Origin of the sequence: Hyphomicrobium sp., from assembly GCF_041659645.1 — a bacterium.
In the GTDB taxonomy this organism is placed as follows: domain Bacteria; phylum Pseudomonadota; class Alphaproteobacteria; order Rhizobiales; family Hyphomicrobiaceae; genus Hyphomicrobium_B.
Genome location: NZ_JBAZXX010000004.1, coordinates 345,109 through 367,197, shown reverse-complemented (window position 1 = coordinate 367,197; position 22,089 = coordinate 345,109). Strand labels below are relative to the sequence as shown.

Annotated in this window: 37 protein-coding genes; 15 read left to right on the top strand and 22 right to left on the bottom strand. The window is 58.3% G+C overall.

Translation table 11 applies throughout. The features are described from left to right. Positions 1-38: 38 nt before the first annotated feature. Complete coding sequence (locus WC811_RS16200; RefSeq protein WP_372646356.1) at positions 39-413, bottom strand: DUF2946 family protein; 375 nt, start codon at positions 411-413, stop codon at positions 39-41. A 122-nt stretch (positions 414-535) separates the two neighbouring features. After that, the gene (locus WC811_RS16195; RefSeq protein ID WP_372646355.1) at positions 536-1,048 is read right to left on the bottom strand and encodes a hypothetical protein; all 513 of its coding nucleotides are present in this window, start codon (positions 1,046-1,048) and stop codon (positions 536-538) included. A gap of 163 nt (positions 1,049-1,211) precedes the next feature. On the opposite strand from WC811_RS16195, the gene WC811_RS16190 reads away from it, so the two are divergent. Together WC811_RS16190 and idi are read left to right on the top strand one after the other, a co-directional pair. Further along, complete coding sequence (locus WC811_RS16190) at positions 1,212-1,925, top strand: hypothetical protein (RefSeq protein WP_372646354.1); 714 nt, start codon at positions 1,212-1,214, stop codon at positions 1,923-1,925. A 102-nt stretch (positions 1,926-2,027) separates the two neighbouring features. After that, entirely contained in the window at positions 2,028-2,549 is a 522-nt protein-coding gene (gene idi / locus WC811_RS16185) for an isopentenyl-diphosphate Delta-isomerase (protein WP_372646353.1), read from the top strand. Between the two features lie 41 nt (positions 2,550-2,590). On the opposite strand, the gene WC811_RS16180 is transcribed toward idi, so the two are convergent. Next, positions 2,591-2,953 (bottom strand): hypothetical protein, encoded by a 363-nt coding sequence (locus tag WC811_RS16180; RefSeq protein WP_372646352.1) that lies wholly within the window; start codon positions 2,951-2,953, stop codon positions 2,591-2,593. 114 nt (positions 2,954-3,067) lie between these two features. Then, entirely contained in the window at positions 3,068-3,265 is a 198-nt protein-coding gene (locus WC811_RS16175) for a CsbD family protein (protein WP_372646351.1), read from the bottom strand. 128 nt (positions 3,266-3,393) lie between these two features. Here WC811_RS16175 and WC811_RS16170 point away from each other — a divergent pair, with 128 nt between their 5' ends. The 3 genes from WC811_RS16170 to WC811_RS16160 all read left to right on the top strand — a co-directional run bounded on the left by WC811_RS16170 (position 3,394) and on the right by WC811_RS16160 (position 4,500). Beyond that, a complete protein-coding gene (locus tag WC811_RS16170; protein ID WP_372646350.1) occupies positions 3,394-3,936 on the top strand; it encodes a hypothetical protein in 543 nt (180 codons plus the stop codon). A gap of 3 nt (positions 3,937-3,939) precedes the next feature. Next, positions 3,940-4,245, top strand: a complete 306-nt coding sequence (locus tag WC811_RS16165) for a hypothetical protein (protein WP_372646349.1) — start codon at positions 3,940-3,942, stop codon at positions 4,243-4,245. A gap of 63 nt (positions 4,246-4,308) precedes the next feature. Next, a complete protein-coding gene (locus tag WC811_RS16160; protein ID WP_372646348.1) occupies positions 4,309-4,500 on the top strand; it encodes a hypothetical protein in 192 nt (63 codons plus the stop codon). A 207-nt stretch (positions 4,501-4,707) separates the two neighbouring features. Here WC811_RS16160 and WC811_RS16155 read toward each other — a convergent pair whose 3' ends face one another. The 7 genes from WC811_RS16155 to WC811_RS16125 all read right to left on the bottom strand — a co-directional run bounded on the left by WC811_RS16155 (position 4,708) and on the right by WC811_RS16125 (position 8,712). Further along, entirely contained in the window at positions 4,708-5,235 is a 528-nt protein-coding gene (locus tag WC811_RS16155; protein ID WP_372646347.1) for an HD domain-containing protein, read from the bottom strand. Positions 5,236-5,415: 180 nt separating this feature from the next. Continuing rightward, entirely contained in the window at positions 5,416-6,381 is a 966-nt protein-coding gene (locus WC811_RS16150; RefSeq protein WP_372646346.1) for a patatin-like phospholipase family protein, read from the bottom strand. A 194-nt stretch (positions 6,382-6,575) separates the two neighbouring features. Continuing rightward, positions 6,576-6,782 (bottom strand): hypothetical protein, encoded by a 207-nt coding sequence (locus WC811_RS16145; protein WP_372646345.1) that lies wholly within the window; start codon positions 6,780-6,782, stop codon positions 6,576-6,578. A gap of 74 nt (positions 6,783-6,856) precedes the next feature. Then, positions 6,857-7,051, bottom strand: a complete 195-nt coding sequence (locus WC811_RS16140; protein WP_372646344.1) for a hypothetical protein — start codon at positions 7,049-7,051, stop codon at positions 6,857-6,859. 473 nt (positions 7,052-7,524) lie between these two features. Then, entirely contained in the window at positions 7,525-7,779 is a 255-nt protein-coding gene (locus tag WC811_RS16135; RefSeq protein WP_372646343.1) for a hypothetical protein, read from the bottom strand. 97 nt (positions 7,780-7,876) lie between these two features. After that, positions 7,877-8,227 carry a low affinity iron permease family protein gene (locus WC811_RS16130; RefSeq protein ID WP_372646342.1) on the bottom strand — a complete coding sequence of 117 codons (351 nt, stop codon included), beginning with the start codon at positions 8,225-8,227 and terminating at the stop codon, positions 7,877-7,879. A gap of 239 nt (positions 8,228-8,466) precedes the next feature. Further along, positions 8,467-8,712 carry a PsiF family protein gene (locus tag WC811_RS16125; protein ID WP_372646341.1) on the bottom strand — a complete coding sequence of 82 codons (246 nt, stop codon included), beginning with the start codon at positions 8,710-8,712 and terminating at the stop codon, positions 8,467-8,469. A gap of 235 nt (positions 8,713-8,947) precedes the next feature. On the opposite strand from WC811_RS16125, the gene WC811_RS16120 reads away from it, so the two are divergent. After that, positions 8,948-10,042, top strand: a complete 1,095-nt coding sequence (locus WC811_RS16120) for a transporter substrate-binding domain-containing protein (protein WP_372646340.1) — start codon at positions 8,948-8,950, stop codon at positions 10,040-10,042. 25 nt (positions 10,043-10,067) lie between these two features. Here the strand turns inward: WC811_RS16120 and WC811_RS16115 are convergent, their stop codons facing one another. Both WC811_RS16115 and WC811_RS16110 read right to left on the bottom strand, forming a co-directional pair. Further along, positions 10,068-10,373, bottom strand: a complete 306-nt coding sequence (locus tag WC811_RS16115) for a hypothetical protein (protein WP_372646339.1) — start codon at positions 10,371-10,373, stop codon at positions 10,068-10,070. Between the two features lie 110 nt (positions 10,374-10,483). Further along, positions 10,484-10,693, bottom strand: coding sequence for a hypothetical protein (locus tag WC811_RS16110; RefSeq protein WP_372646338.1), 210 nt, complete (start codon positions 10,691-10,693; stop codon positions 10,484-10,486). A 253-nt stretch (positions 10,694-10,946) separates the two neighbouring features. Between WC811_RS16110 and WC811_RS16105 the strand changes: the two genes are divergently transcribed. Together WC811_RS16105 and WC811_RS16100 are read left to right on the top strand one after the other, a co-directional pair. Then, entirely contained in the window at positions 10,947-11,297 is a 351-nt protein-coding gene (locus tag WC811_RS16105; RefSeq protein WP_372646337.1) for a hypothetical protein, read from the top strand. Between the two features lie 86 nt (positions 11,298-11,383). Next, positions 11,384-11,566: a hypothetical protein gene (locus WC811_RS16100; RefSeq protein ID WP_372646336.1), complete on the top strand. Its 183-nt coding sequence runs from the start codon at positions 11,384-11,386 to the stop codon at positions 11,564-11,566. Positions 11,567-11,692: 126 nt separating this feature from the next. Here the strand turns inward: WC811_RS16100 and WC811_RS16095 are convergent, their stop codons facing one another. The 3 genes from WC811_RS16095 to WC811_RS16085 form a co-directional block, all read right to left on the bottom strand. Continuing rightward, on the bottom strand, positions 11,693-12,046 hold the full coding sequence (locus tag WC811_RS16095) for a hypothetical protein (RefSeq protein WP_372646335.1): 354 nt from the start codon (positions 12,044-12,046) through the stop codon (positions 11,693-11,695). Positions 12,047-12,289: 243 nt separating this feature from the next. After that, entirely contained in the window at positions 12,290-12,952 is a 663-nt protein-coding gene (locus WC811_RS16090; protein WP_372646334.1) for a response regulator, read from the bottom strand. Further along, entirely contained in the window at positions 12,949-14,325 is a 1,377-nt protein-coding gene (locus WC811_RS16085) for a histidine kinase (protein WP_372646333.1), read from the bottom strand. Before WC811_RS16085 ends, WC811_RS16090 begins: the two co-directional genes overlap by 4 nt. A gap of 188 nt (positions 14,326-14,513) precedes the next feature. Between WC811_RS16085 and WC811_RS16080 the strand changes: the two genes are divergently transcribed. Then, complete coding sequence (locus tag WC811_RS16080; RefSeq protein ID WP_372646332.1) at positions 14,514-14,987, top strand: cupin domain-containing protein; 474 nt, start codon at positions 14,514-14,516, stop codon at positions 14,985-14,987. 343 nt (positions 14,988-15,330) lie between these two features. Then, positions 15,331-16,200 carry a glutathione-dependent disulfide-bond oxidoreductase gene (gene yghU / locus WC811_RS16075; RefSeq protein WP_372646331.1) on the top strand — a complete coding sequence of 290 codons (870 nt, stop codon included), beginning with the start codon at positions 15,331-15,333 and terminating at the stop codon, positions 16,198-16,200. A gap of 42 nt (positions 16,201-16,242) precedes the next feature. Here yghU and WC811_RS16070 read toward each other — a convergent pair whose 3' ends face one another. Continuing rightward, positions 16,243-16,533, bottom strand: coding sequence for a hypothetical protein (locus WC811_RS16070; RefSeq protein WP_372646330.1), 291 nt, complete (start codon positions 16,531-16,533; stop codon positions 16,243-16,245). Positions 16,534-16,782: 249 nt separating this feature from the next. On the opposite strand from WC811_RS16070, the gene WC811_RS16065 reads away from it, so the two are divergent. The 4 genes from WC811_RS16065 to WC811_RS16050 all read left to right on the top strand — a co-directional run bounded on the left by WC811_RS16065 (position 16,783) and on the right by WC811_RS16050 (position 18,256). Continuing rightward, on the top strand, positions 16,783-17,031 hold the full coding sequence (locus WC811_RS16065; protein ID WP_372646329.1) for a hypothetical protein: 249 nt from the start codon (positions 16,783-16,785) through the stop codon (positions 17,029-17,031). A 92-nt stretch (positions 17,032-17,123) separates the two neighbouring features. Beyond that, the gene (locus WC811_RS16060; RefSeq protein ID WP_372646328.1) at positions 17,124-17,414 is read left to right on the top strand and encodes a hypothetical protein; all 291 of its coding nucleotides are present in this window, start codon (positions 17,124-17,126) and stop codon (positions 17,412-17,414) included. Between the two features lie 15 nt (positions 17,415-17,429). Next, positions 17,430-17,903: a hypothetical protein gene (locus tag WC811_RS16055; RefSeq protein ID WP_372646327.1), complete on the top strand. Its 474-nt coding sequence runs from the start codon at positions 17,430-17,432 to the stop codon at positions 17,901-17,903. Positions 17,904-17,935: 32 nt separating this feature from the next. Next, positions 17,936-18,256, top strand: a complete 321-nt coding sequence (locus WC811_RS16050; protein WP_372646326.1) for a hypothetical protein — start codon at positions 17,936-17,938, stop codon at positions 18,254-18,256. Positions 18,257-18,552: 296 nt separating this feature from the next. Here the strand turns inward: WC811_RS16050 and WC811_RS16045 are convergent, their stop codons facing one another. The 5 genes from WC811_RS16045 to WC811_RS16025 form a co-directional block, all read right to left on the bottom strand. Next, a complete protein-coding gene (locus tag WC811_RS16045; RefSeq protein WP_372646325.1) occupies positions 18,553-18,837 on the bottom strand; it encodes a hypothetical protein in 285 nt (94 codons plus the stop codon). 82 nt (positions 18,838-18,919) lie between these two features. Further along, the gene (locus tag WC811_RS16040) at positions 18,920-19,138 is read right to left on the bottom strand and encodes a hypothetical protein (protein WP_372646324.1); all 219 of its coding nucleotides are present in this window, start codon (positions 19,136-19,138) and stop codon (positions 18,920-18,922) included. Between the two features lie 161 nt (positions 19,139-19,299). Beyond that, positions 19,300-20,544 carry a NupC/NupG family nucleoside CNT transporter gene (locus WC811_RS16035; RefSeq protein ID WP_372646323.1) on the bottom strand — a complete coding sequence of 415 codons (1,245 nt, stop codon included), beginning with the start codon at positions 20,542-20,544 and terminating at the stop codon, positions 19,300-19,302. 254 nt (positions 20,545-20,798) lie between these two features. Continuing rightward, complete coding sequence (locus WC811_RS16030) at positions 20,799-20,993, bottom strand: hypothetical protein (protein WP_372646322.1); 195 nt, start codon at positions 20,991-20,993, stop codon at positions 20,799-20,801. Positions 20,994-21,121: 128 nt separating this feature from the next. Continuing rightward, positions 21,122-21,331: a cold-shock protein gene (locus WC811_RS16025; RefSeq protein WP_372646321.1), complete on the bottom strand. Its 210-nt coding sequence runs from the start codon at positions 21,329-21,331 to the stop codon at positions 21,122-21,124. A 375-nt stretch (positions 21,332-21,706) separates the two neighbouring features. On the opposite strand from WC811_RS16025, the gene WC811_RS16020 reads away from it, so the two are divergent. Beyond that, a complete protein-coding gene (locus WC811_RS16020) occupies positions 21,707-21,958 on the top strand; it encodes a hypothetical protein (RefSeq protein WP_372646320.1) in 252 nt (83 codons plus the stop codon). Positions 21,959-22,089: the final 131 nt, after the last annotated feature.

The window sequence follows — 22,089 nt, the reverse complement described above, 5'->3', positions numbered from 1 at the left end:
GCGTCGCGACGGTTCTCGACGAAAACGCTGTCGATAGTTCAGATCAGAGAGACTGGAGGACCGCGCGCCGACTGCGCTCCGGGTTTTGGAGTCGCGCGGAAGAGTTCGGTCGCGATGGCGTAAGTGACCGAGGCATAGCGAACGGTATGCGTGAGCAGATGCGGCGCATCATGATCGACGCTGGCCGCGCCGACTGGCGCATAAGGGCAGGTGTTCTTGTCGTCAGTTGTCGACTTGGATGGATGGGGAACGCCCTTCTCATCCAAGACCCAGCTCTGCGGGCCGTGGCCGGTACAGATCACAATCTGGGGCATGCCGCCGTGGTCTGGCGTAACCGCGAGCATGAAGCCCACGGGCAGAAGGCTGCGCACCGCGAATGCAAGGCCAATCAGAAGGTTTACGTAGCGGCGCATCAGAGATCGATTATCCGGAGCGGACGTTGCTGTCCACCCGACAATCTATCTGCGAGTCAACAATACTGCAACGCTTCCCCCGGAGGACGCGGCAACACCAGCATTGCCGCGTATCCGATGTGTCACGCCGAGCGCAGGCCACTCTCCGGAGCACCGATGCCGGGCTTGAAGCGGCGAACGGCAAAATAGCCAAGCACTATAAACGCAACCATCGTTATAGCCTGCGCGGCAACGAACGGCGCTTCGGCCTGCGTCGGCGCCAAGGCGTGAAGTGCCGGCACCTTCAGGAAGAGCTGAACGATGAGCACGAAAACATTGAGATAGAGGGCCGTCGAGGCCGTCACGACGTAGATCCATCTCCAAGCGCCCGATAGGCGTGCACCGTAAAGCGCGTACAGCGCGGCAGCGAGAACGACGAGCGAGATGATGCCGACAATGTGCGACGGCAGCAGCTTCGTGAACGGAAAGCCGAAGCCCGTCACGCTCGTCAATACCGTGGTGGATAGGAACAGCGCGGTCAGGCTCGGCAACCGGCCGTCGGCGATAAAGCCGAAAAACACGATGATGCCCGCGGCAATGCCAATCAGGCTCAGCGCGACATGCACAAATGTGAAAATATCCATTCCTAGGATCATCCGACGCCTCCCCTTTGACCGATCCGACAATGCGCTATCAGCACAGCACCTACTATAGTAGCACGGCCGTGTACCGGGATATATGTCGATCGCAATCAATGGGAGACACGCGAACGGACGCAGGTTGTGAAAGCGCTCGATCGCAGGGGAAGCCAACCCGGGAATGATGCCTCAAAAACTGGCGTCGACGGCTCGGATGGCTTATGACGTGGGCAGGCCCGTGGCGCTCAATCCCTATGAGTTCCTGCGTTTCGCGAATTGCCCAAAGCCCGCCAAAGGGTTAGCGATTGCCGGCTCTGATGGCATATTCCTTGATCTACTGACGGCAATCGAAACTCAGCATCGAAAGCACGTCTCCGTGAGCCAGAACGACATGCACGGCTACACGGTGGCCTACGAGCGTGAGGAGATTCAATTTCCGGTTTACGTCGTCGCGCTCATAGGCGCGATCCTCGCGACGATCGGCGTGGCCATCGACAATATCATTCTGATCGCGCTATCTCTTTTCGCTCTCGGATTTGCCTATTATAATTTTCCCCTGCTCGAAACAGGGAAACCCCGCATCGGCGCGGGGCAGTATGGCATCTTCGCCGAGGGTCTCGGGATTGTGGCTTGGGGGTCGATCAAGCAAATCGAGATGGTGCCGGTCGACGTCCGCGGCTCGACAAGCAACGAGCTACGCGTCATGCTTGAAGATCCGCTCGACAAGGCGCTGATCGCCGATTGGCGGCGGCGTCCGCCCTACCGCTTTCTGATGCGCCTGCCCTGGATAGCGGCGCCGGGCAATATCATTCGGATTCCGCTCGATGTTTTTGATCGTCCTGCCGATGAAATCATGCTCAGTTTTTCGCGCATGATGACCTTTTTCCGGCGCTGACGAAGACCGGCGCCGTCTCGCCCCAATTCTCCGGCCGGCTCTCGGCCGCTATCCTCGGCGCGGCGTAATATGTTATGGGGGCGGTCGGGGGAGCTGTGAAACATGCTACGAGAAGAGGTCGTCCTCGTCGATACCGAGGACAACGAAACGGGTATCGCTGAAAAGCTCGACGCGCACCGCGAGGGCCGGCTCCACCGCGCATTTTCGGTGATGGTGTGGGACACGAGGGGCCGTCTGCTCCTGCAGCGCCGCCAGATCGACAAGTATCACTCGGGCGGCCTGTGGACGAACACCTGCTGCGGACACCCGCGGCCGGGCGAAACGTCGTCGGAGGCGGCGTCGAGGCGCCTCAACGAAGAAATGCAAATCATTTGCCCGCTGACGGCAATCGGGACATTCACGTACCGCGCGGAACTCGATGCCGGACTGATCGAGCACGAGTTCGTCCACGTCTTTCATGGCGTCTATGAGGGTGTGGTCGCGCCCAATCCCGTCGAATGCGACGGCTATAGCTGGTCGAGTCCGGACGTCATTCGCCGGCAGATAGCAGCCGTCCCGCAGTGCTTTACCGCTTGGTTCAAAAAATACGTCGACGCGGGATGGCCCATCGAACCTCCGCGTTGAGATTGTTCAGCTCTAGGCCTCGACCGGGGGGCTCGGCGGAATTATTGCCGAGCCGGGTATTTCACTTTTGTCGTGATCGTCTCCGCTTCCTCGATCAGCGCTTCGCCGAGCCCCAGGGCCTGATCGGCAGTCAGGCCATAGGCCGGATCATTCTCGAAACGCAGCATGACGACGGGCTCGTGGCGACCGCGGCCGACGGCGAAATTGTCCGGGATTTTCGTAATGTCGGTGCCGCGCCTATCCGCATGGTCGCCGAGAACCGACGCGAGGGCTGCGGCTGCATTCGTCCCGAGCGAAATCGTCATGCACTTACCGGCGGCATCGCAGAGTGAAATTTCGATCCGTTCGTTCGCGAGATCGCGCTCGGAGCGGGTGAGAATTTCCGCGTAGAACTTTTCGGCCATGGCTATGTCCTCGGGCACTAAGAATCGCGCATTCACGCCGTTATTCTAAGCGCTGGAGACAAAAAGAAAGGCCCATTTTTTGGGCCTTTCCTTCTTATGCTGCCGTTATCTACGTCAAAGAGAGTCCGACCAGCGGTCAAGCTCCTGCTTGGCCTGGTCCTTGGCATAGCCGTAGCGCTTTTGAAGAATGCCTTCGAGCTGCTCCCGGTTGCCGTTGACCTGCGCGATATCATCATCGGTCAATTGACCCCACTTCTCCTTCACCTTGCCGCTGAACTGCTTCCAGTTGCCTTCGACGCGATCCCAATTCATGATAAACCTCCTGTGTTGTGTGCATTCAACGCCCCCCAGGAGCGAGAGGTTCCGCATTTCGCGTCACGTTTGGAATTGTGATCGGGAGTGGAACAAAATGCCGTTATGGGGCGTCTTGGAATCCGAAAATGCGGAAGCATTTAAGATCGTCGGGTTTTGAGCGTCTGCCGCCGGGACACGGTCTTGCAGTGTCTTTGGCAATGTCTTTGGATTCATTTGCGGAGAGCGTCGCGATGGCGGCGAACGACGGCGAACCTCTGCCTAAGGCCGAAAATACCCGATCGTCGTCACTGGTGCGCCGACTGATCGCCAGTCTCGATGTCCACGCATTTTTGAACGCCATTACAGCGCGGCGAAACCGTCTGCCCAGCCCAACGAAAAAGGCAGCAACCGGCGGCCCGGGACAGATGATGAGAGCCAGCGAATATCTCGAGATATGCCAAGAGAAAGCGCTAGACGCGTATACGGTGGCGGATGCTCTTTATTGGCACAACGAAATCATGACCGAGCTCTCGATCGAGCTCAATTTGATTGATGCGACAAGCTGGCCTCAAACCGTGAAGGCCAGCATGACGGTCGCGCTGGAGCAGCGTTTGGATCAACATGCCTCGGCGGTTGCGAGGCTTGTTGCGGTGCTTGAAAAGAATGAGCCGTTCAACTGGCAGCCATGATGCATGGCGCAGCGGCAGAACGGCCTGAGCTTAGGCCTTGTTACGCTCTTTCTTTGCAGCCTTATCAGTGCGCTTCTTCAAATTTTCCATCTTCCGCTGGCGGTTCGTAATGCGACGGCGGCGGTTGTCCGACATGTTTGGCATGGTGTTCTCTTTCCACTGAAATGCAACGATCCCGACCGGACGCTCGCCCTGATCGGGATCAAGGGCGATGTCCTAGCAGAGCCCGTGGCGTTCGTCACCGGATTCCTAACAGCCGTCTCGATGCGCTGCGCGAACGCCGCAATGAAACCGATTTCAGGCAAATGATTTGAAAGACTTTTCGCTTATTCTATGCGGATTGAATCCGGTCATATTCCGAAAGAACGATGAATGGGCCATTTCCAGCAGGTCAACCACCCCGCCCACGACGACTGGGTGGCGGAGTTCAGGGAACGCGCGGTGCCGCGCCTTAGGAAACTGTTTACGTCCGACCGGGACTTCACCGTGTTGCCGGACATCATTGCCGAACCGCTGCGGCGCTTGGCGCTGATCGAGCAAACACGCCGATCATCCGGCGCTTAAACTCCCGCGAAAGAAAAAACACCCTGGCCGAGGGGGGCGGCCAGGGTGTCCGGGATTAACCACGGCCGGGGGATACACCCGGGGGGAAGGTGTGTGACCGTGGTATCAACAATACGATTTCAGACCAGCAATCGTTCCTGCGACATTCCGCACACGGCCGTATAAGGCACAGATTCGGTCAGACGGTCCCTCGAAGCGAAGCTTAGCTTAGAGCGAGGCGGCTTCCGTCACGATTGCAGCTCGCTGAAAGAGCGGGAGACGAAGAATGCGGCTACTCTCAACCTCGGCCATCTTTTTCAATTGAAGCCGCTTTTCGTCGAGGAAGGTTGGACCAAAACTCGGATTGTGCATGCCGATGGCGGTACCATTATCGATGATGTCGGCGAGCTTGATGAGCTTGGCGTTCCAAGGCGCCCGCGAAAGACGCCACGCCGCCTGCAAGGCGACAGTTTCCCGGCTACCGGTTTCCTTATCCGTGAGCCAGTAAACAAGTTCCGCGACCGGCATGCCGAACGCGGCGATCAACTCTTCGATGGTCGTATCGCTTTTCTCCAACGTGTCGTGAAGGAACGCGGCGGCGATGATTTCCGGAGTCTTATAGCCGTACTCCGCAAGGATTGCCGCGACGCCATCCAGGTGCGCAATGTACGGCCTTCCGTCATGTTTACGCACTTGGCTGCCATGCTTCGTCACGGCGAAATCTCTAACGTCCTGTATCGTCGTTGCTACCAACATTGAGACGCTCGACCACTCATTGGAAATTCTCGATGCTCCGTGCAGACAAAGCTACGTCGAGTAGACGCTCGACAGCGCGAAACGGTTTCTTAGGCGTGGCGATGTGCCGTACACTGACATCGGAACTCACGCCCGCGCACGTTGTGTGGGAGAATAAAGTAAATATTCTCACTGCGCGGATTATGTGATCGAGGTTCGGCCCGCGAATAGTCGGGTGTTGACCGACGCCGGCGGCGGCGAATTGAGCTGGCGCTCAATCATCGGGATATGCGGCTCGATGGATGCCTTCCCGCTCGCGATCATTTCGTCGGCGCGGTGAAAATCGAGAACGCCGATATCGGCAAGATCTGGAGTTACAAGCAGATCCGGAGGGTCGCCCATCAGGCGGGCTCTCGCGATTCGGTCATGGAAGATGCTGAACGAGTTTAAAATCACGGAAGTTATTCCCGGCGCGCCGTCGTCGCGGCCGAACAACTGACGATGCAAGAGCTGGAACGCTCCGCGCCCGTTCCAACGCGTGATCGGCGCTTCGTCGGAGATGATCTCCTCTGCCAAGTCGTCTTCCTCATCGCCGATGCAAATCCCGCCACGGCCAAACTCTGATGTCAGATTCACTCCGACGACGATGCGCGCCCCCAAAGCGCGGCACACGGAGACCGGCACAGGGTTGACGAGACAGCCATCGACCAGCCATCGCCCATTCAGCGATACCGGCTTCACGATACCGGGAATTGCCGACGACGCGCGAACCACATCCGTCACGCTACCGCGGCGCAACCAAACTTCCTGTCCGGTCGACAGATCGGTAGCGATCGCGGCAAACCGCGTTTGAAGATCTTCGATCTTAAGTCCGCTCAAGTGATCTTCGAAGCGGGCAAAGAGCCTTTGCCCGGCAATAAGTCCCGAGCCGGATACGCTCAAGTCCAGGAAGCTGAACACCCGACGACGCGTCAGCTCGCGGGCGAAATCCTCAAGCATGCCCAATCGGCCGGCTGCGTAATGACCGCCAACGATGGCGCCAATCGATGTGCCGACGACGATTTCCGGCTCCAACCCCGCCTCGGCCAGCCCACGCAAAATGCCAATATGCGCCCATCCCCGCGCGGCTCCTCCGCCCAAAGCCAATGCGAATTTCTGCTTCGACATTTGATCTCACCTCTCGCCGTGACCTATGACGGCCGTCGTCACAACGCGCGTGTGAGATATATTGTTCAATGTAGGCGGGATCGCAATCGTGCGAGTGTGCTCGGCGATTATCACAAACGCGGCATCGTCCGAAAGCATCGACGAACGGACGCACCGCTACCCATGTGGCTAATCTGGTCGATATTAAATTATCGTCACGCCGCGTGTTTGCGACTGCGAAAATCGGAGGCGTAAACTTCATCTAGGACGCGATGGAGTTGACGACGGGCCTCTTTCAAATGGCGTGAGCACTCTTCGGGATCATCGACGGCAAAATGCACGGGCGCCGACTTCAACTCCTTTTCCAGATCATAGACAGCTTTCAAAACGTCGTAGACCTGATTTACGGCCTTCTTGCTCATAGCCCACCTCCGTTGTCCGATCTCCTTTGCTAACGGACGTCGTTGGAACAGGTTCCCAGTTGCAGCAGCCAAACTCAATCGATCCTGCCGGCGTCCTGCAACTCGTGAAGAAGCCGGCGAAGATCGAAGCACTCGTCTTTAATCGTTTTGAGTGCGAGTTTAGCCTCAAACGATTTGCCTTCGGCCCGTGCGGAATCGAGGCGCGACGCCTCCCCGCGAATAACATTCAAACCCTTGACGATGCGTTCAGCTGCGCTGTCGGTGTCCATGACCCACACCCCACTTTGTGCGTTGCGGACCGTTCTCGGAGCGGATTGCGGCAGCGGAGTGACAGCAAGTCGTCACATTCGATTTCGGCATGTTAAGCCCGTGGAATCTGACGACGCGATCAAACGGACGCGAGGGCTCACTCTGCGCCACAATGATCACGGCGTCCGGATCGTGGGCAGTAGTGACCGCACTGCCGCACTTCAAAAGTACGGGGGAACGCCGCTCGTATGGACACGTTAGCAATCCGACCCAGCACACAAGAAACAATGAAGGGATGGTTTGGTGCGAGATATCGATGACTGGATGTTTCATTTCCAGCGGCAGGCGGCACCTGAACTCAAAGCGATTTTGTCGGAGAAAGTTGACGCCCTGCCGCCACGGCTGGCTACGCTGCTCGAAAAGTTACGCGATGAGACTGCGCCGAAGGGACAACAACATAAGGTCGATCAACTGTCTCGCCGATAGGACCGCGTCAGATCGCGAGATCAGCGTCGCGTTCCGTCCAATAGAGATCGGCGAGCCGATCGAGGAGGGTATCGGGAAGCGGATCTGTAGCGATTTCCGAATGCAGGTATTGATCGGCACGCACAAAGCGCTGCTCAGGCTCGGTGCGGATAGTGCCGCGTTCGCCGAGCGCGTTTGGTAATTCGATCGACGCCCACGCCGAACCTTGCCATGCTCGCGCCATTGCCATCGACCAGATCCATACAGCCATTGCGGGGTGCATCGTCGTTCTCCTGAGAAAGTCGAGGTGTACAACGCGCTGGCATGTACTTAAGTTTCGCTGTGCGACGCTAGAGGCATTTCGCCATGTATCTTGCGCCTCACGTACGTCTTCGCTTCGCGAATTCGTCCTGGAGCTTTTCCATCTCTTCGTCGGTGCAATGCTCAAGATCTATGAGAATATTGCGGGCGCTCCGCGTGCTGCGGATCAGTTCATCAAGCTTAAGCTGTATTGCTCTTCCGTCCTTGTTTTGACTGTGCTGGATGAGGAAAACGGCAAGAAACGTCACCAGCGTCGTGCCGGTGTTTATGACGAGTTGCCAAGTATCGGAATAATGGAAAAGCGGCCCGGTCGCCGCCCAGGCGATCACCGATAGGGTCGCGACGACAAATGCCGATGCCGAACCGATCAGCAGCGCCGACCAACCGGCGAACTCCGAAAACGAGTGCAAAATCCTTTGCTGCCACGTTTGCGCGGAGCCTGCCGTTGGTGCGGACTCAGCTGAAAGGCGGGAACTTGTATCCGTCATGTTTTGCGAAACCAAAAGCGGGCGAAAGCACGTAGCTTCACCGGCTCAAAGTTCTTACCGCTCGCACCGGCACAGCTACGCCCTGAGAACGCGGTTTCGCAAACGTTGTTCCCAGGGCGGATGTTTTTGCGTTGTGGCCGACGGATCGCAGGCTGGTGCCATCAGGGGCCGGTCGCGTCCTTGACGCACTTTTTGGTAAAGCTCGTTTCGGCGGCGCCGTGGAGTTTCTTCTCCTTGGCACCTGCAGAGCATTTCGCCGTCGCATCCTTTTCGCATTTTGTCATGAAGCTCTTCAGCGCGGCGCCCGCGAGTTTCTTATCTTTCGCCGTGGCGCTGCACGTCGCGTCGTCGGCGAGAGCCGCGCCACACAGACAAACGCCGATTAAAGCCGCAAGTACAATTCTCATCGCTTCCTCCTTGAGGTTTCCAAGCCGACCGAAAACACGATGCGCAACATCGTCGGCAGACGGATGGTATGACAGCTCTAGCGCCCAGAATCGTCAATTCGCACGCGGCGAGCTTACTGAAAAGTAAAGTGCAAACGTGCTCTCTACTACTGTCTGAGCGTAGCCATCCGGCTCACCTTTGGGTAAACGCTTCGCGACCCTTTGGGGTTTGCATCAAATTTCCAGGCGAGGCGCAATGATGGCACGATCGGTGCGGTTGTTCATCATCACGTTACTGGCCGCTTTCGTCCCGATATTGCCGTCGGCTGGAGCGGCCGAGACGCCAATCACTCTTCACGTCGCCACGAGGACCGTCGCCCCTCTTGTTCAAAAGGACAATGGCCGGCTGACGGGATTCAGCATCGACCTCTGGAATGCCGTCGCGGACCGCCTGGGGGTGCGATCAGATTTCGCCGAGATGCCCGACATCGACAGCCTGTTGGCGTCTGTCCATGAGGGTAAAGCGGACGTCGGTGTGGCGGCCATCTCGATTACCGCCGATCGCGACAAGACATTCGATTTCTCGCAACCTATGCTTGGAGCGGGATTGCAGATCCTGGTGCGAGGCAAGTCCGATCAGGGCGCACCCAATCCGCTTCAAGGATTCATGCGCCTTCTGCTTTCGCCGGTCATCCTCGTCTGGCTGGGCATTGCGGCGGTTTTGATCGTCGTCCCCGCGCATATCATATGGTTTCTGGAACGCCGGGCGCCGGGCGGCATCATTCCGGAGCGCGGATATTTTCCCGGGATATTCCATGCCCTGTGGTGGGCCGCGGGAACGCTGGCGACGCAAGCGGACCAGATGCCTCGCCAGTGGCTCGCGCGCGTCGTGGCCGTCCTCTGGATGTTCACGGGCGTGATCTTCGTCGCGTACTACACGGCGCAGCTTACGGCGGCACTGACGGTCGAGCAAATCCAAGGCGACATCAATGGCCCAGATGACTTGCCGGGCAAACGCGTTGCGACAACGCTTGGAAGCACCGCGGCGACGTTCCTCAAGGGACAGCACGCGCGCGTGCAAGAGTTCGCCGCGATCGACGCCGCCTACCGAGCGCTGCTCGACGGGACGGCGGACGCCGTTGTCTTCGATGCGCCCGTCATCCTCTATTTCGCGGAGCACGAAGGCAAGGGACGCGTGCAGACCGCCGGCGCCGTCTTCAGAAAAGAGGATTACGGCATCGTCTTCGCCGAAGGCAGTCCGCTGCGAAAGAAAGTCGATGAAGCCCTGCTCGAATTACGCGAAAACGGTACCTACGCGCAAATCTATCAGAAGTGGTTCGGCGCGAATTGAGTGAAGCTTCCTCCAATGGAACACCTCACTTCGGCTGAATACTCTGATCGCCGCCCGGCTCTCCGGGCGGAATGATCACCGGCATTTTGTCTCCGGTCTTTGCAGGCGGCGGCTGATGGATTTCGGGGTCGATGCCGCTCGGCGGCTTTAAGACGCCATCATTCTCGTTGAGCTTCTTGCTCAACGGCACCTCACCGGATTTTTTCGAAGGAGCTTCGTCGGCCTTTTGTATTGGGGTCTGCGATGGTTCTTGCGCATTTGATACCGACGCCGCAGCCATCAACCCGCCCGATAAAATCAGCCAATACGTTCGCCTCACGTTGCGCATCATTTTCGATCCTTGCTTCTATCCGAAGGCAGAGATCGAGCAACGGGCTCGGATCGGTAGAGTTCCGATCGTTGCCGTTCAAGACCGGCTCAACGCTTTTGATGATGAAACAGTCAAGCTGGGCTCGAGTCCGATCCAGACTCGGACTGACGTAGTGATTTTTTCATGAGCGTATTCAGCTGGCCGAACAATAAAGGTCCCTCCACCTGATCATCCATATATCCTTCTTCGCGCAGCTTTCGCTTGATCTCCGCGACCGTGGCGCAACTGCCAGAGTTTGCGAGTTCGAATGCACGCTCCAATTGTGAGATACGATTGTCCACGGCGATGCTCCTCGATAGTTTCAGGCTTTTATGGCACTTCTGGTCTTATCGAGCATGAGAGGGCCAGCCTCCGACTGCCCGCGCGACACCTTGGCAAGCCGGTGGGATGATCTTTCTTCTCGCCTTAACACCAACTTCGCCGCTATGTGCCTTCGCTATATTGCCGGACGCGCGCGTTCATGCCCTTCGTCCGCAACTCGCAAAATGGTTCGAGGGGCGTTCGGGTTCCGGCATTAATTCGGAAATGTTTAATATGAGCCAGCATCATCAGCCGCCGCACGTCATGAATATCTTCATTGCATGCAGCCCGACCTACCATAACAGGCGGGCCATTATGGAAGCGCTCGGTTCGATCTTCATCGATACGATCGAGGAGCAGCGACAGTATTATTACTTCGAATGTCCGGCGATGACCGAGATCTTCGACGACGGCGTTTTCAATCGCGCGAGGTTCCGCCTGATCGCGTCAGGCGACGCCACGGGTTCGAGCCCAATCAAGAGCGTGAAATTCACTCATATTGTTGCGGGCGGCGATGACGCGTTCGTCGCAAATGTCCTGTCGGAGGTCGGTGCCGACGACGCCATGCTTATGCGGCTCGCGTGACAGAGTCGTCGGACGCGATTACCCATTGACCCGTCGGCCGACATGAGTGACCCATTGCGATAAGCTTTTCAAGATTGAGGAAACCCATGGACAGACGCAAATCGCAAGTCGTGGAGCCAGAGGAATTCGATCCCGATGCCCTCACCCCGATTCCCGAGCAGGAGCCGGGAGAGCCCGAGGAAGTTCCAACGTATCCGGGCGACGACGACGATTCCGACGACGAACGCGAGGATGAGAATGAAGCCGTCCCAGATGAGGACGACGAATAGTTCGGCGCTCGCAACGACGTCGGCCAGTCATAAAAAACGCCCTGCGCTTGCGCGCGAGGGCGTTTTCATTTTTTGCACGTCTATAAGAACCGAGGCGCCCTTGCGACGCCGGGCGTCTCTCTTGCCCTAGTTGATGGACTGATAGGTCTGGACGTCGTGCTCGGCGATCAGCCCCTTGACCGCGATGATCGCGCGGGACATCTGCTGCCGTGTCGGGTAACGCGCCGGCGGTTCCGACGTAAAGACCGACGGGACATTCCGTGCCGCGAGCATCCTGCAGAACGCGACGGTTTGGGGGCTGTGCGAATAGGGAAGCACGACGGCGTCGATGCTCTTTGCGTCAAGAAGCCGTTCGGCGAACGCCAGACTTTCGACGACGTGGGCCTTCGCGCCCGCAGCAATAAAAGACTGCCGCAGCTCGAATGCAGCTTCGCCATTCGTGTCGACGATCAAAATAGAAAGCTCAGACAGAGACGTCATGGTGGGTACCTTGCGGCGCGATGCGGTCGCGCTTTCCGCGTGGAGCCGGGCCAATTGGACCAGCAGTCCCAGGATGACAGCAACGCAGCGGGGCAACGTCACTGACCAGAATTACGATTAGCCCCGGTGCCGCGAAGCTACGCATCTGCACGAAGTTCAGGCAAGTGGAAGTTGGACCCGAGCGCCAACATTCGTCATTGCAGCGCACATTCACGAATTCGAAAAAGTTCCCGAAATTTCGAGCTAAATCGATGCGGACGCGAGAATTGAGGCGACCAAACCTTGCTTCATGCAAAGGTACACAAGTTCGATGTCCGATTGAACGCCGAGCTTCGATTTAATCGCATAATGATGGTTGGCGATCGTCTTGGGGCTGAGATTGAATGCGCTCGCGATTTCGTCCGTCGATTTGGCGTCAAGGATCATTCTGAGAATTTCGAATTCGCGAGGCGTCAACGCGTCGATCGGTGAGATGTCGTCCATCAACCGGCTGGCCGCAATGATGCGGTTGATCTCGTCGCAGAGCGCCGTCTTGCCGACATAGACCGTGCGGATTGCGCTGACCAACACGTCGGGCGGGCTGCTTTTTGTGATGTACCCTCGCGCTCCGGCGCGGAATGTCTGCTGAGCGTAAGTTGCATCGGCGTGCATCGTGAACATCAATATCCGAGCGTGCGGATCGAGCTGCCGGATCTGGCGCACGAGATCGATGCCGCCGCGGCCGGGCATCGAGATATCGACGATCACGACGTCCGGGTTCGATGCTTTGAACGCCGCGTAAGCAGACGCCGCGTCGGCCGCTTCCGCAACGACCTCTATGCCGTCATGCTTTTCGATGAGCCGGCGATAGCCTTCGCGGACGACGGCGTGGTCGTCCACGAGCAGGACGCGGATCGTGCTCCTCATACGGCGCCTTCCTGCTGGTGAGCGGGAAATTCGATGCGCAGCCGGAAGCCGCCATCCGTGAGAGGTCCGGCATTCAAGGAGCCACTCAACGCCAGCACTCTCTCCCGCATGCCGATCAAGCCCGATCCGGCATATTGAGGATGCTCGACGTCAGCCGATGGCCCTATGCCGTCATCCGTAATCGCGAGTTCGACTTTCTTGCCGCCGGCATTGCTATGCTGATTGAGCGTAACATTGACGTGATGCGCGCGGGCGTGCTTCGCGGCATTGTTGAGCGCTTCTTGAATGATCCGGTACACGTGCGCCCTGGTTTCCGAGTTGAGTTCCTCGACATCGCCGCGGGCCTCGATCGTGTAACGCGTCCGCCCGCCCGCGTCTTTGTTATGGCCCGCGACCAAACCCTGAAGGCTCGGCAATAATCCCAGATCGTCAATTTCCTGCGGCCGCAAATATGTGAGCGTTTTGCGCAGCGCGATCATCAGGCTTGACGCCATATGCTCGAGTTCTCTCGCTTCGCCTTCGAGCTCTTTCGCGTCGCTCTGCGCAGCAATCCTGATACACGCCGCGAGCGCGCTCAGCGCGCTGAGCTTCTGCGCGATCTCGTCGTGAAGCTCGCGCGCGATGTGACGCCGCTCCCGCTCTTGCGCATCGACAAGCAGGCGAGCGAGTTCGGTGCGATCGGATGAGGCTATTTCGAGGTCCCCGGCGAGAGAATTAAAGACTTCGCTGATCCTGTCGATCTCGGTCAAACGGAATGGAGGCAATCGCGCCGAGAGATCGCCTCTTGCGAGACGGTTGAGGCCTTTCAGGATTTCCTCCGTCGGACGCAATGCCCGGTCAATAACGAAATAGGTCACTAAGCAAAGCATCGCGACCAGCATCGCGGAAAATCCGAATAATGGCGCAATGGTTCGCCAGGTTTCGGTTGCGATGGCGAGCGGATTGAAGCTCGCGACCACAGCTCCTTGCTGCGTGCCGCGATATGATACCGGACGCGACGCAAGGACCTCACCGCCGATCAGGAAAGTAAAAGCGTCGACGAACCATCGAGGCGTCGGATTCGAGACGCTGTCGAATCCCGTGCAACTGGACTTCAGGACCGACGCGTCGGGGCGGAGCAATTGCACGCATTGCCCAGGCTGCAGGGCATAGCTTGTCACAAGATCCCAATCGGGAAATCGCTTCGGAAGGTCGAGCGCCGTGGCAATGCGGAGGAGCTGCAAATCCAATTGCTGCGCGACCGATTGGGCTAGATCCGCGTTCTGCCGGTACGCTAGGCTCGATGTACGATAAACCGCAATGAGAGAACCGGCGGCGAAGCACGCAAGCGCAACGAGCGTAATCCTTCGGACGAGAAGCCACTTCAGGTTCATTGCAAACTCCCGCGACCGGCCTTTCGATCTCGCGCTCAAATTATCGAGATCTGGAGGTCCTGTGAAGTTGATCTCCTTTATGTCAGGCAAATTGCCCGGCATCTTCGGGAGTTTCGCCGTTGCCCGCTTTGGCTCGCGGGCAGATGGTCCCTCGGCATGCACGCCGTGTGCCCGCAACGAATTCAAAAATGACGGAGGAACCGACCGTGACCGGCAGCAAATTCGACGACAGCAACATCACGTGGCGCCAACTCGAAGGCTTCGATGATCTTTGGTTCTACGTCTACAACGTCGACCGCGAGAACGGGATCGTCGATGCCATTTTCAAGTTCGCCGCCAATTCCAGAATAGCACTGCATCAGCACAAAGTGCCGTACGTCACGCTCGTATTGCATGGCGAGCTGCGGTTTTACCGACCTAATGGTGAATTCAAGGAAGTGCGGCCGGTCGGCAGTTACGTACGCGGAATAGCAAACGGCGACCCCCATCTCGAGGGCGGCGGTGACGATGACGTGGTCGTGTTTTTCAGCTTTCGCAATGCCGAGGACGTTCTGTTCGTCTTTCTCAATGAGAATATGGAACCCGAGCTGCCGTTCCGGATCGGCGATTTCGAAGAGCAGCTCAAGGCGCAAGGACCGGCGAAATGGCAGAAGGCCGCATAAGTAGGGGGCACCACTTTCTTACCCCCTACTTTCCCTCAACACAGGCTGAAATCATTCAACAGCTTTGCCACGCGGTCGCTTTGGACGTGCGGAGGACATAAGGCTCGCTGTTTACGATCTCGCTCCCGCTCAGGCTTGTCTGCCCGACATGGCGGATTTGCTTGGAGCGGGCCGAGGCGTTTCAAATGGACGCGCTCGCACGCTCTGTGGACGGCTGGCGCCGATGGCCGATACGGGCCATGATCGCGGCATGCCTCGACGGCAAATTTCGCCGTCGCTTGCGATCCAAGCGGCATGCTCCACCGCCGGAGCCAAACAAACATCAGATGCAAGAACCCCGGACATGACAAATTCACCCGACTATATGCCTCCGAAGATCTGGACCTGGGATGCGCCGAGCGGCGGGCAATTCGCCAACATCAATCGTCCCGTCGCCGGCCCGGCGCACGACAAGGACCTTCCTGTCGGCAAGCATCCGCTGCAGCTCTATTCGCTGGCGACGCCGAATGGTCAAAAAGTCACGATCATGCTGGAAGAGTTGCTTGGGATCGGAAAGACGGGCGCAGAATACGATGCTTGGCTAATCCGCATCGACAAGGGCGATCAATTCGGAAGCGGCTTTGTCGAGATCAATCCGAATTCGAAGATTCCGGCGCTTACGGATCGCAGCGACGGCAAGCCGAGGCGCGTGTTTGAATCCGGCGCCATCCTGCTTTACCTCGCGGAAAAGTTTGGCGCGTTCCTTCCCGCCGATCCCGATGGGCGAACCGAGGCGCTGAACTGGCTTTTCTGGCAGATGGGCAGCGCTCCCTATGTCGGCGGCGGCCTCGGTCACTTCTATTCGTATGCTCCAATCAAGATCGAATACGCGATCAACCGCTTTGCAATGGAAGCGAAGCGGCAGCTCGACGTGCTCGATCGCCATCTCGCGACCCATCGCTTCTTGGCAGGTGACGACTATTCGATTGCGGATATCGCGAACTGGCCCTGGTACGGCAACCTCGTGCGAGGCGACCTATACGGTGTCGCCGAGTTCCTGCAGGTTCAAGACTATACTCACGTCAACCGCTGGGCGAATGCCATCGCCGAGCGCCCGGCGGTAAAGCGCGGCCGGATGGTCAACCGAATTTCGGGACCGCCTTCAGAGCAGCTTCGTGAGCGCCACGACTCCAGCGATTTTGAAACGATGACGCAGGACAAAGTCGAGGCGTGATGCTTCTGCGGGCTCGCGGCATGCACAACAACGCGGGCCTGTTCAGCAGCCGCGCGCGGCCATGCATTGGCCATAGCCCGGCTCGCTGACACCCCACTGGTCAAAGCAGGAGTGCCTGACGTCGCGGCAATGGATCTCGTAGTTGCTGCGTGGCGGAATGCCGGAATTGTCAGGGTTATTGATTGCAGACCACGGCACGTCGACGACGACGCCGTTGTTCGGCCCCCAACCACCGTCACGCCCGCCGCGGTTGCGTCCGTCCATCCCGTCAGCGGCCGCGGCAGCGCTGGCGATCATCATGCAGGCGACGGCAGTGGCCGCGAGCGCTTTCATGCGAACTCTCCGATTCTCCGCATTCATCGGGGCGGAGTTTGCGCGACGAAGCTTGCCGCAGGGTGTCGGCGCGCAGCTATTTTCACGCAGCGGTTACCGCGACGCGACGTTGCGCTCCAAAAGGAGACAATGGCAACGGCCGGGACGACTCGGTTCCCTGTCACCGGTCACGGAGGCAGAAAATGCCTTTTCCGGGTGGGGCGCGGCCTGTGGATGGAACCACGTTCCGTGCGCGGGCATTACTCTTTCATGAGTGTGCGTAAAACAAGCGATGCCAGCATCCTCCAGAGCGGGCTGCGGATGCGCGGTGCGGATGAGCTTCATTGGATCGACGTCTTCAAGGATCGGATTACGGAAGACCTCAAGCGGGTTCTGCAGGAAGATATGGATTGGATGACGTCTCTTCCGATCCTCGAACGCTTGAATAGGCTCCGCGAGATCGAAGAGGCTCGGCGCAACCAAGAGCACTTCCGGGAACCCGGAACAACATCGCCCTGATTCCCTATTTTGAAGTGTTTTCTTTCAGGAACCAAGGCTCGGCCCGGGACGTTCAGCCCAGAGATCAATCTTGGAATTTTGGAGGAACCGATATGGCAGGCACCGACACGCCGGACAGGATTAGAGCAGCATCGCACGACATGACGGATGATGCCGTGGACGCTGGAATGCGGGCCATGCATTCGCTGGAGCGGACCGCCGCGAATGTGCAAGATTCCGGCGAGCGCCTCGTGGCGAAAGGATCTGAGCTCGGCGACAGCATGCAGAAAGTGGCAAAGAATTTCTCGAACGCAGTCGACAAGTCGGTCGCAGAGCAACCGATGACGACACTCGGGATGGCGGTCGCAGCCGGGTTCATCCTCGGCGCGATTTGGAAAGCATAAGCTCGGAGATATCAGGTGTTCGCAAGCTTATTCGAGAGAGCGGAGGCAAGCGTCGATAATGCGATCGGCGATCTCGGCAACCGCGTCATCATCGCCCTGCCCATTATCGTGGCCTTTGGCTTCGCGGCCGCCAGCCTGTCGATGGTCGTCAATCGGACATACGGTGCCGAGGTCGGCAATCTCATTGTGGCGGCGTCCTTCGCCGTTCTAGGTGGCATCATCGCAATCGCCATCAGGCTTCGCAAGACATCCACTCCTCAGGCCGCGCAACCGAGTTCATCCGAGAGCGACGCGCAGATGGAGCCTACGAAATCCATCTTCGATAACGAGCAGTTGATGGGCATCGCCTCGGCGGCAGCACCCATTCTGCTGCCCGCGTTATTGCGGACGGCGACAAAAAACTGGCCGCTGATCTTGGCTGTCGCGGGAGGACTTTACGTTTTCAGTATGTCTGACAACGTTGAAAAGACGCCTCCCGCGCAACCGTAAATCTTAAATTTCAAACGGAGATGTTTTCGAACATGGACAAATCCCGCGGAGAAACGGAATTCCACGATGCCGACGAAGAGCGTGCAGCGAGCGGACATCCTGTCGTGGCGTTGCTTACGGCCGGCGCTATAGGCTTGGCGGTCGGCGCGGTGATCTGGCAATACCGGCGCAGCAACCCTCAGAAATTCGCATCGTTCGACCGGGCCGTCGATATGGCGCGCTCGGGCGCCGTCGAGACAGTACAGAAGCTCAACCGCCGTTTGCGCGAAGAAGGCTATTCCCCGGCGCAGATCGAAGGCCGGGCCAAGAAATACCTATCGCAATTGATCGATGCCGCGCAGCGACGCGGATAGAACACAGATCCGCCATCGAAAAAAGGACACCCCGACGAGCGAGGGCAACTGCTGCCGGGGTGTAAATCTCTCCAAAATTTGCCAATGATGGGAGACGCTGAAAATTCGATCGATGTGAGATTCGAAGCAAGGCTCCGGTCGAGTTTATCAACAGCATACGGACCGTGCGGGGACGGACGAACATCTGCTTCTTGAGAATGTTTCGTCGAACAAGCAGCACCAATTGCGATCGACGCTAAGTTGCAGGGCCCAGACAGGCTTTTACCGCTTGGTCGTGGTCGGTGGCGAGATTGAGATCAGGGCCGCCAAATGAATTGCTGTTTGGACTCGATAATGTCGGTCAGCCGATCGACGGCGTCGCGGTGATATTGAGCGCAGGCTTGGATATCGAGTATTGCTTGGTCTGTTTCCGCGTCGCTCCGGGAACTCATCTTGACGATCATCGCCTCGATGGCGAGGAGGTCCACCAACTCGCTATGATAACGCATCGCATCCTCCGCGGTGTAGGCGTCGATCGCGCGCTGATAGACGATCCCTATGGCCGGCTGCGTAAGCTCATGGCCGCTTGCAGGTAATGGCATTTAATACCCTCAAAGGTCATTTTCGATACGCGGCAACCGGCCAAATAGTTTCGTGGTTCCAGAAAATATTTCGCGCGGGAGGTTATGCCGCCACCGACTGGGCGACCGATGCGTCTTGAGCGAATATCGCTTGAATGAGTTTATCGACATCGCGTTCACCTTGGCCTGCGGCCGCGAACAAACGCTTGCGCATCATCGAAATGGACAGCTCGACCTCGCGCTCCGAGGCTTGGCGCGCCGCCCGATCGAGCACCGCGTAAAAGCCGGAGAGCTCATCGGCTGAATATCCAAAGGTCCGCATTGAACGCTCCTCAACGCGACAGACATGAAGGCGCCTGCTCGTCCGGAGAAAACGTAGCGCCTGGAATTCCGAGTTCCCAACGCGACATGCAGCAATGTTTTTCTTATTCGCCCGATAAAATACATTCTTCATTGGGATGAGAGACTAAAACGCCTTCGCTATTAGCTGATCATCCCGATCACGGCGCCGCTCATCAATGTCGCGAACGTGCCCGACAGGATAGAGCGCGCCCCGAGAGAAATGATGTCGTTCTTGCGTTCGGGTGCCATCGTCGTCATGCCGCCGACGAGAATGCCGAGGCTCCCGAAATTGGCGAAGCCGCATAGCGCATACGTCATCATGAGCCGCGAGCGCGGGCTCAAGGCGTCCGTCGGCAGTTGGGACAAATTGAGATAGGCGACGAATTCGTTGAGAGCGGTTTTCGTGCCCATCAGGAGGGATGTCGTCCAAAGATCCTGCGTGGGGATGCCGATGATCCACAGGAGCGGCCAGAAGGCATAGGCAAAGATGTGCTGCAACGTGATCGGGTCGCCTTGATGCGGCAGCAGGCGTAAAGCAAGGTTGACGAGGCTCACCAGTGCGACCAGCACAATCAGCATGGCGATGATCGTCGCTACGATCCCAATGCCGTCGATGGTTCCGCGGACGATCGCTTCCATCGTGCTTTGAGGCGCATCGGATATGGAGAGTTCACCGGCCTCCTCACTGTCCGGAGCGAAGGGCACCATGAGCGCCGCGACCGCCAGTGCCGCGGGCGTGCTGATGATTGACGCGATCAGGATCTGGCCGAGCGCATCGGGAATAACCGGGCCGAGTATTGCCGCATAGACGACCATCATCGTGCCGGCGATGCCGGCCATTCCGCAGCTCATCAGCGCGAAGAGTTCGCCGCGCGACATTGTCTTGAGGTAGGGGCGGACCAGGAGCGGCGCTTCCACCATGCCGACAAAAATATGCACGGCGCCTCCAAGCGCCAACGCTCCGCCGATCCCGAGCGTCCGCCGCAGCGCAAAGGCGAGCGCGCCAACCACGCGCTGGAGAATGCCCCAATAGAGCAGAAGCGATGCAATCGCGCTGATCACCAGAACCAGCGGAAAGGCGCGAAACGCCAGAATGAAGCTTGCTTCCGGATGGGCTTCGACAAACGGCGCAGGAGCGCTGCCGAGATAGCCGAAGACCAGCGCCGTGCCGGTATCGGTCGCCTTCTGGAGCGCGGTGACGCCGTCGTTGAGCAGCAGAAAAATCTTGGTCGCCGGCGGGAACTTGACGAAGAGGATGGCCAAAGCGATTTGCAGGGCGACGCCGCCAATCACGACACGCAGCGGCACGCGCCAGCGGTCCTCGCTCAAAAGCCAGGCAATGAAAAGCAGGCCCGCAAGCCCGCAGACTCCGTGGAAAACGCTCATCCCGGAAATTCCCCAATTGGCCGCCCTGGGGAGCAGTCTAACGGCGGTGGCGGTCAGGCGTCCCGTATCGCCGTGACGCAGCGTCTGCCGGTGACGGTCCGAGGATGCGCTATCGCACCATCGGGGCCATTTGCGCGTTCAATAGTCGATACGCCGAACCCAAGTGGGGAAGCGGAAACCGGCGCAATTCTCACTTTAAAAAGACTTCGAAGGCACGCCTACTGGACGCTGTCCAAGCGGAAAGCGCCCTTGGGTCACCGGCGCTTTTTCGTCGGGGCGGCGACTGGGGTCGCAGCTTCGCGGGCGAGCCGTTCGGCCCGGAGGCGTTCGGTCTTAGCCCGGGTGGCTAATCGTTCCGCCTCGTGATCCTTCATCGCTTGCGACGCCTCTTGAGCGCGGCGTAGCTTGCCGGCGGCGGCGTTCGTCATATTTTTTGGTATTATCGCCATGGGCCATCTCCTGATAGCTCCGATGCAATAAAAAACCCGCGGCTGGCAGAGCAGGCGCGGGCTTCATCGATCAAACTTGTCGCCAGTACATCCGTGGTCGAGCCTGATCGTTTGCGTCGAAACCGCTGTTAAGCGGCTCGCAGATTGTCGGCTGAGGATTTGCCACTCCGGCGATCAGCAACAACGTCAAAAGACACTTTCTGTCCTTCGTTGAGGCTTTGCATGCCGGCGCGCTCTACGGCGCTGATATGAACAAAAACATCGTTACCGCCTTCGTCCGGCTGGATAAAGCCGAAACCCTTTTGGCTATTGAACCATTTCACGGTTCCGGTTTGCATGAGATAATATTCCTCGATTAGTTGCGCGCGTTTCCCCCCAACAGTGTCGGAGGAGTTTACTCGAGTTTTTTTGGAAGGTCGTCGGTCAGGCACGCACTCGGCGGCGAGGCCAAGTCGTTTCGGCGAAGCTCGATATTGCGAAACATAATGCCAGCCCCCCCTTTTTGCAAGTACAAACGTCGCGGGGGCAAGCAAACGCGCTCAATTCCTGCAAATCCAATAAAATCGGCCTCTGCGGCGATCAAGTGGGGCATCATCGCCGCTGGCATCGGCCCCGCCCTCTGGTAAAAGATGGGCATCGGCAGTTACAGTTTGGGCTCTGCCGGCTGAGAGTGCTCCTGACGCGCTCCCGCCTGGATGCGGCTGGACCGTCTCATGAAGGCCGTTTTCACAATTCCGATTCCGGCGGACGACGCGCACGATGCCATGTTGAAAGGCGCGGTCGCAATTGCTTGCAACGAACTGATTGAAGTCCACGACGTCGATGCTGCCGAACTTGAATCGCTCGTCGGCGTGCTCGCTAGCACGATCCTCGAGAGGTTCAAAGAAGGGCATCGGGATGCGCCGCTTATGGCTCAGTGCGCCATACTGCAAGCGCTCAAGCAACTCGGCCGCATGCCCAACTAGGACGGCTATTCCGTGGGGTCAGTCCCTCGCAAGGTGACATCATGCAACCAACGCCACTTGAGAGAGCGTTCGAACTCGCGAGATCGGGCAAATGCCGAACCGTGGATGATATACGGCGGGCATTGCATTCC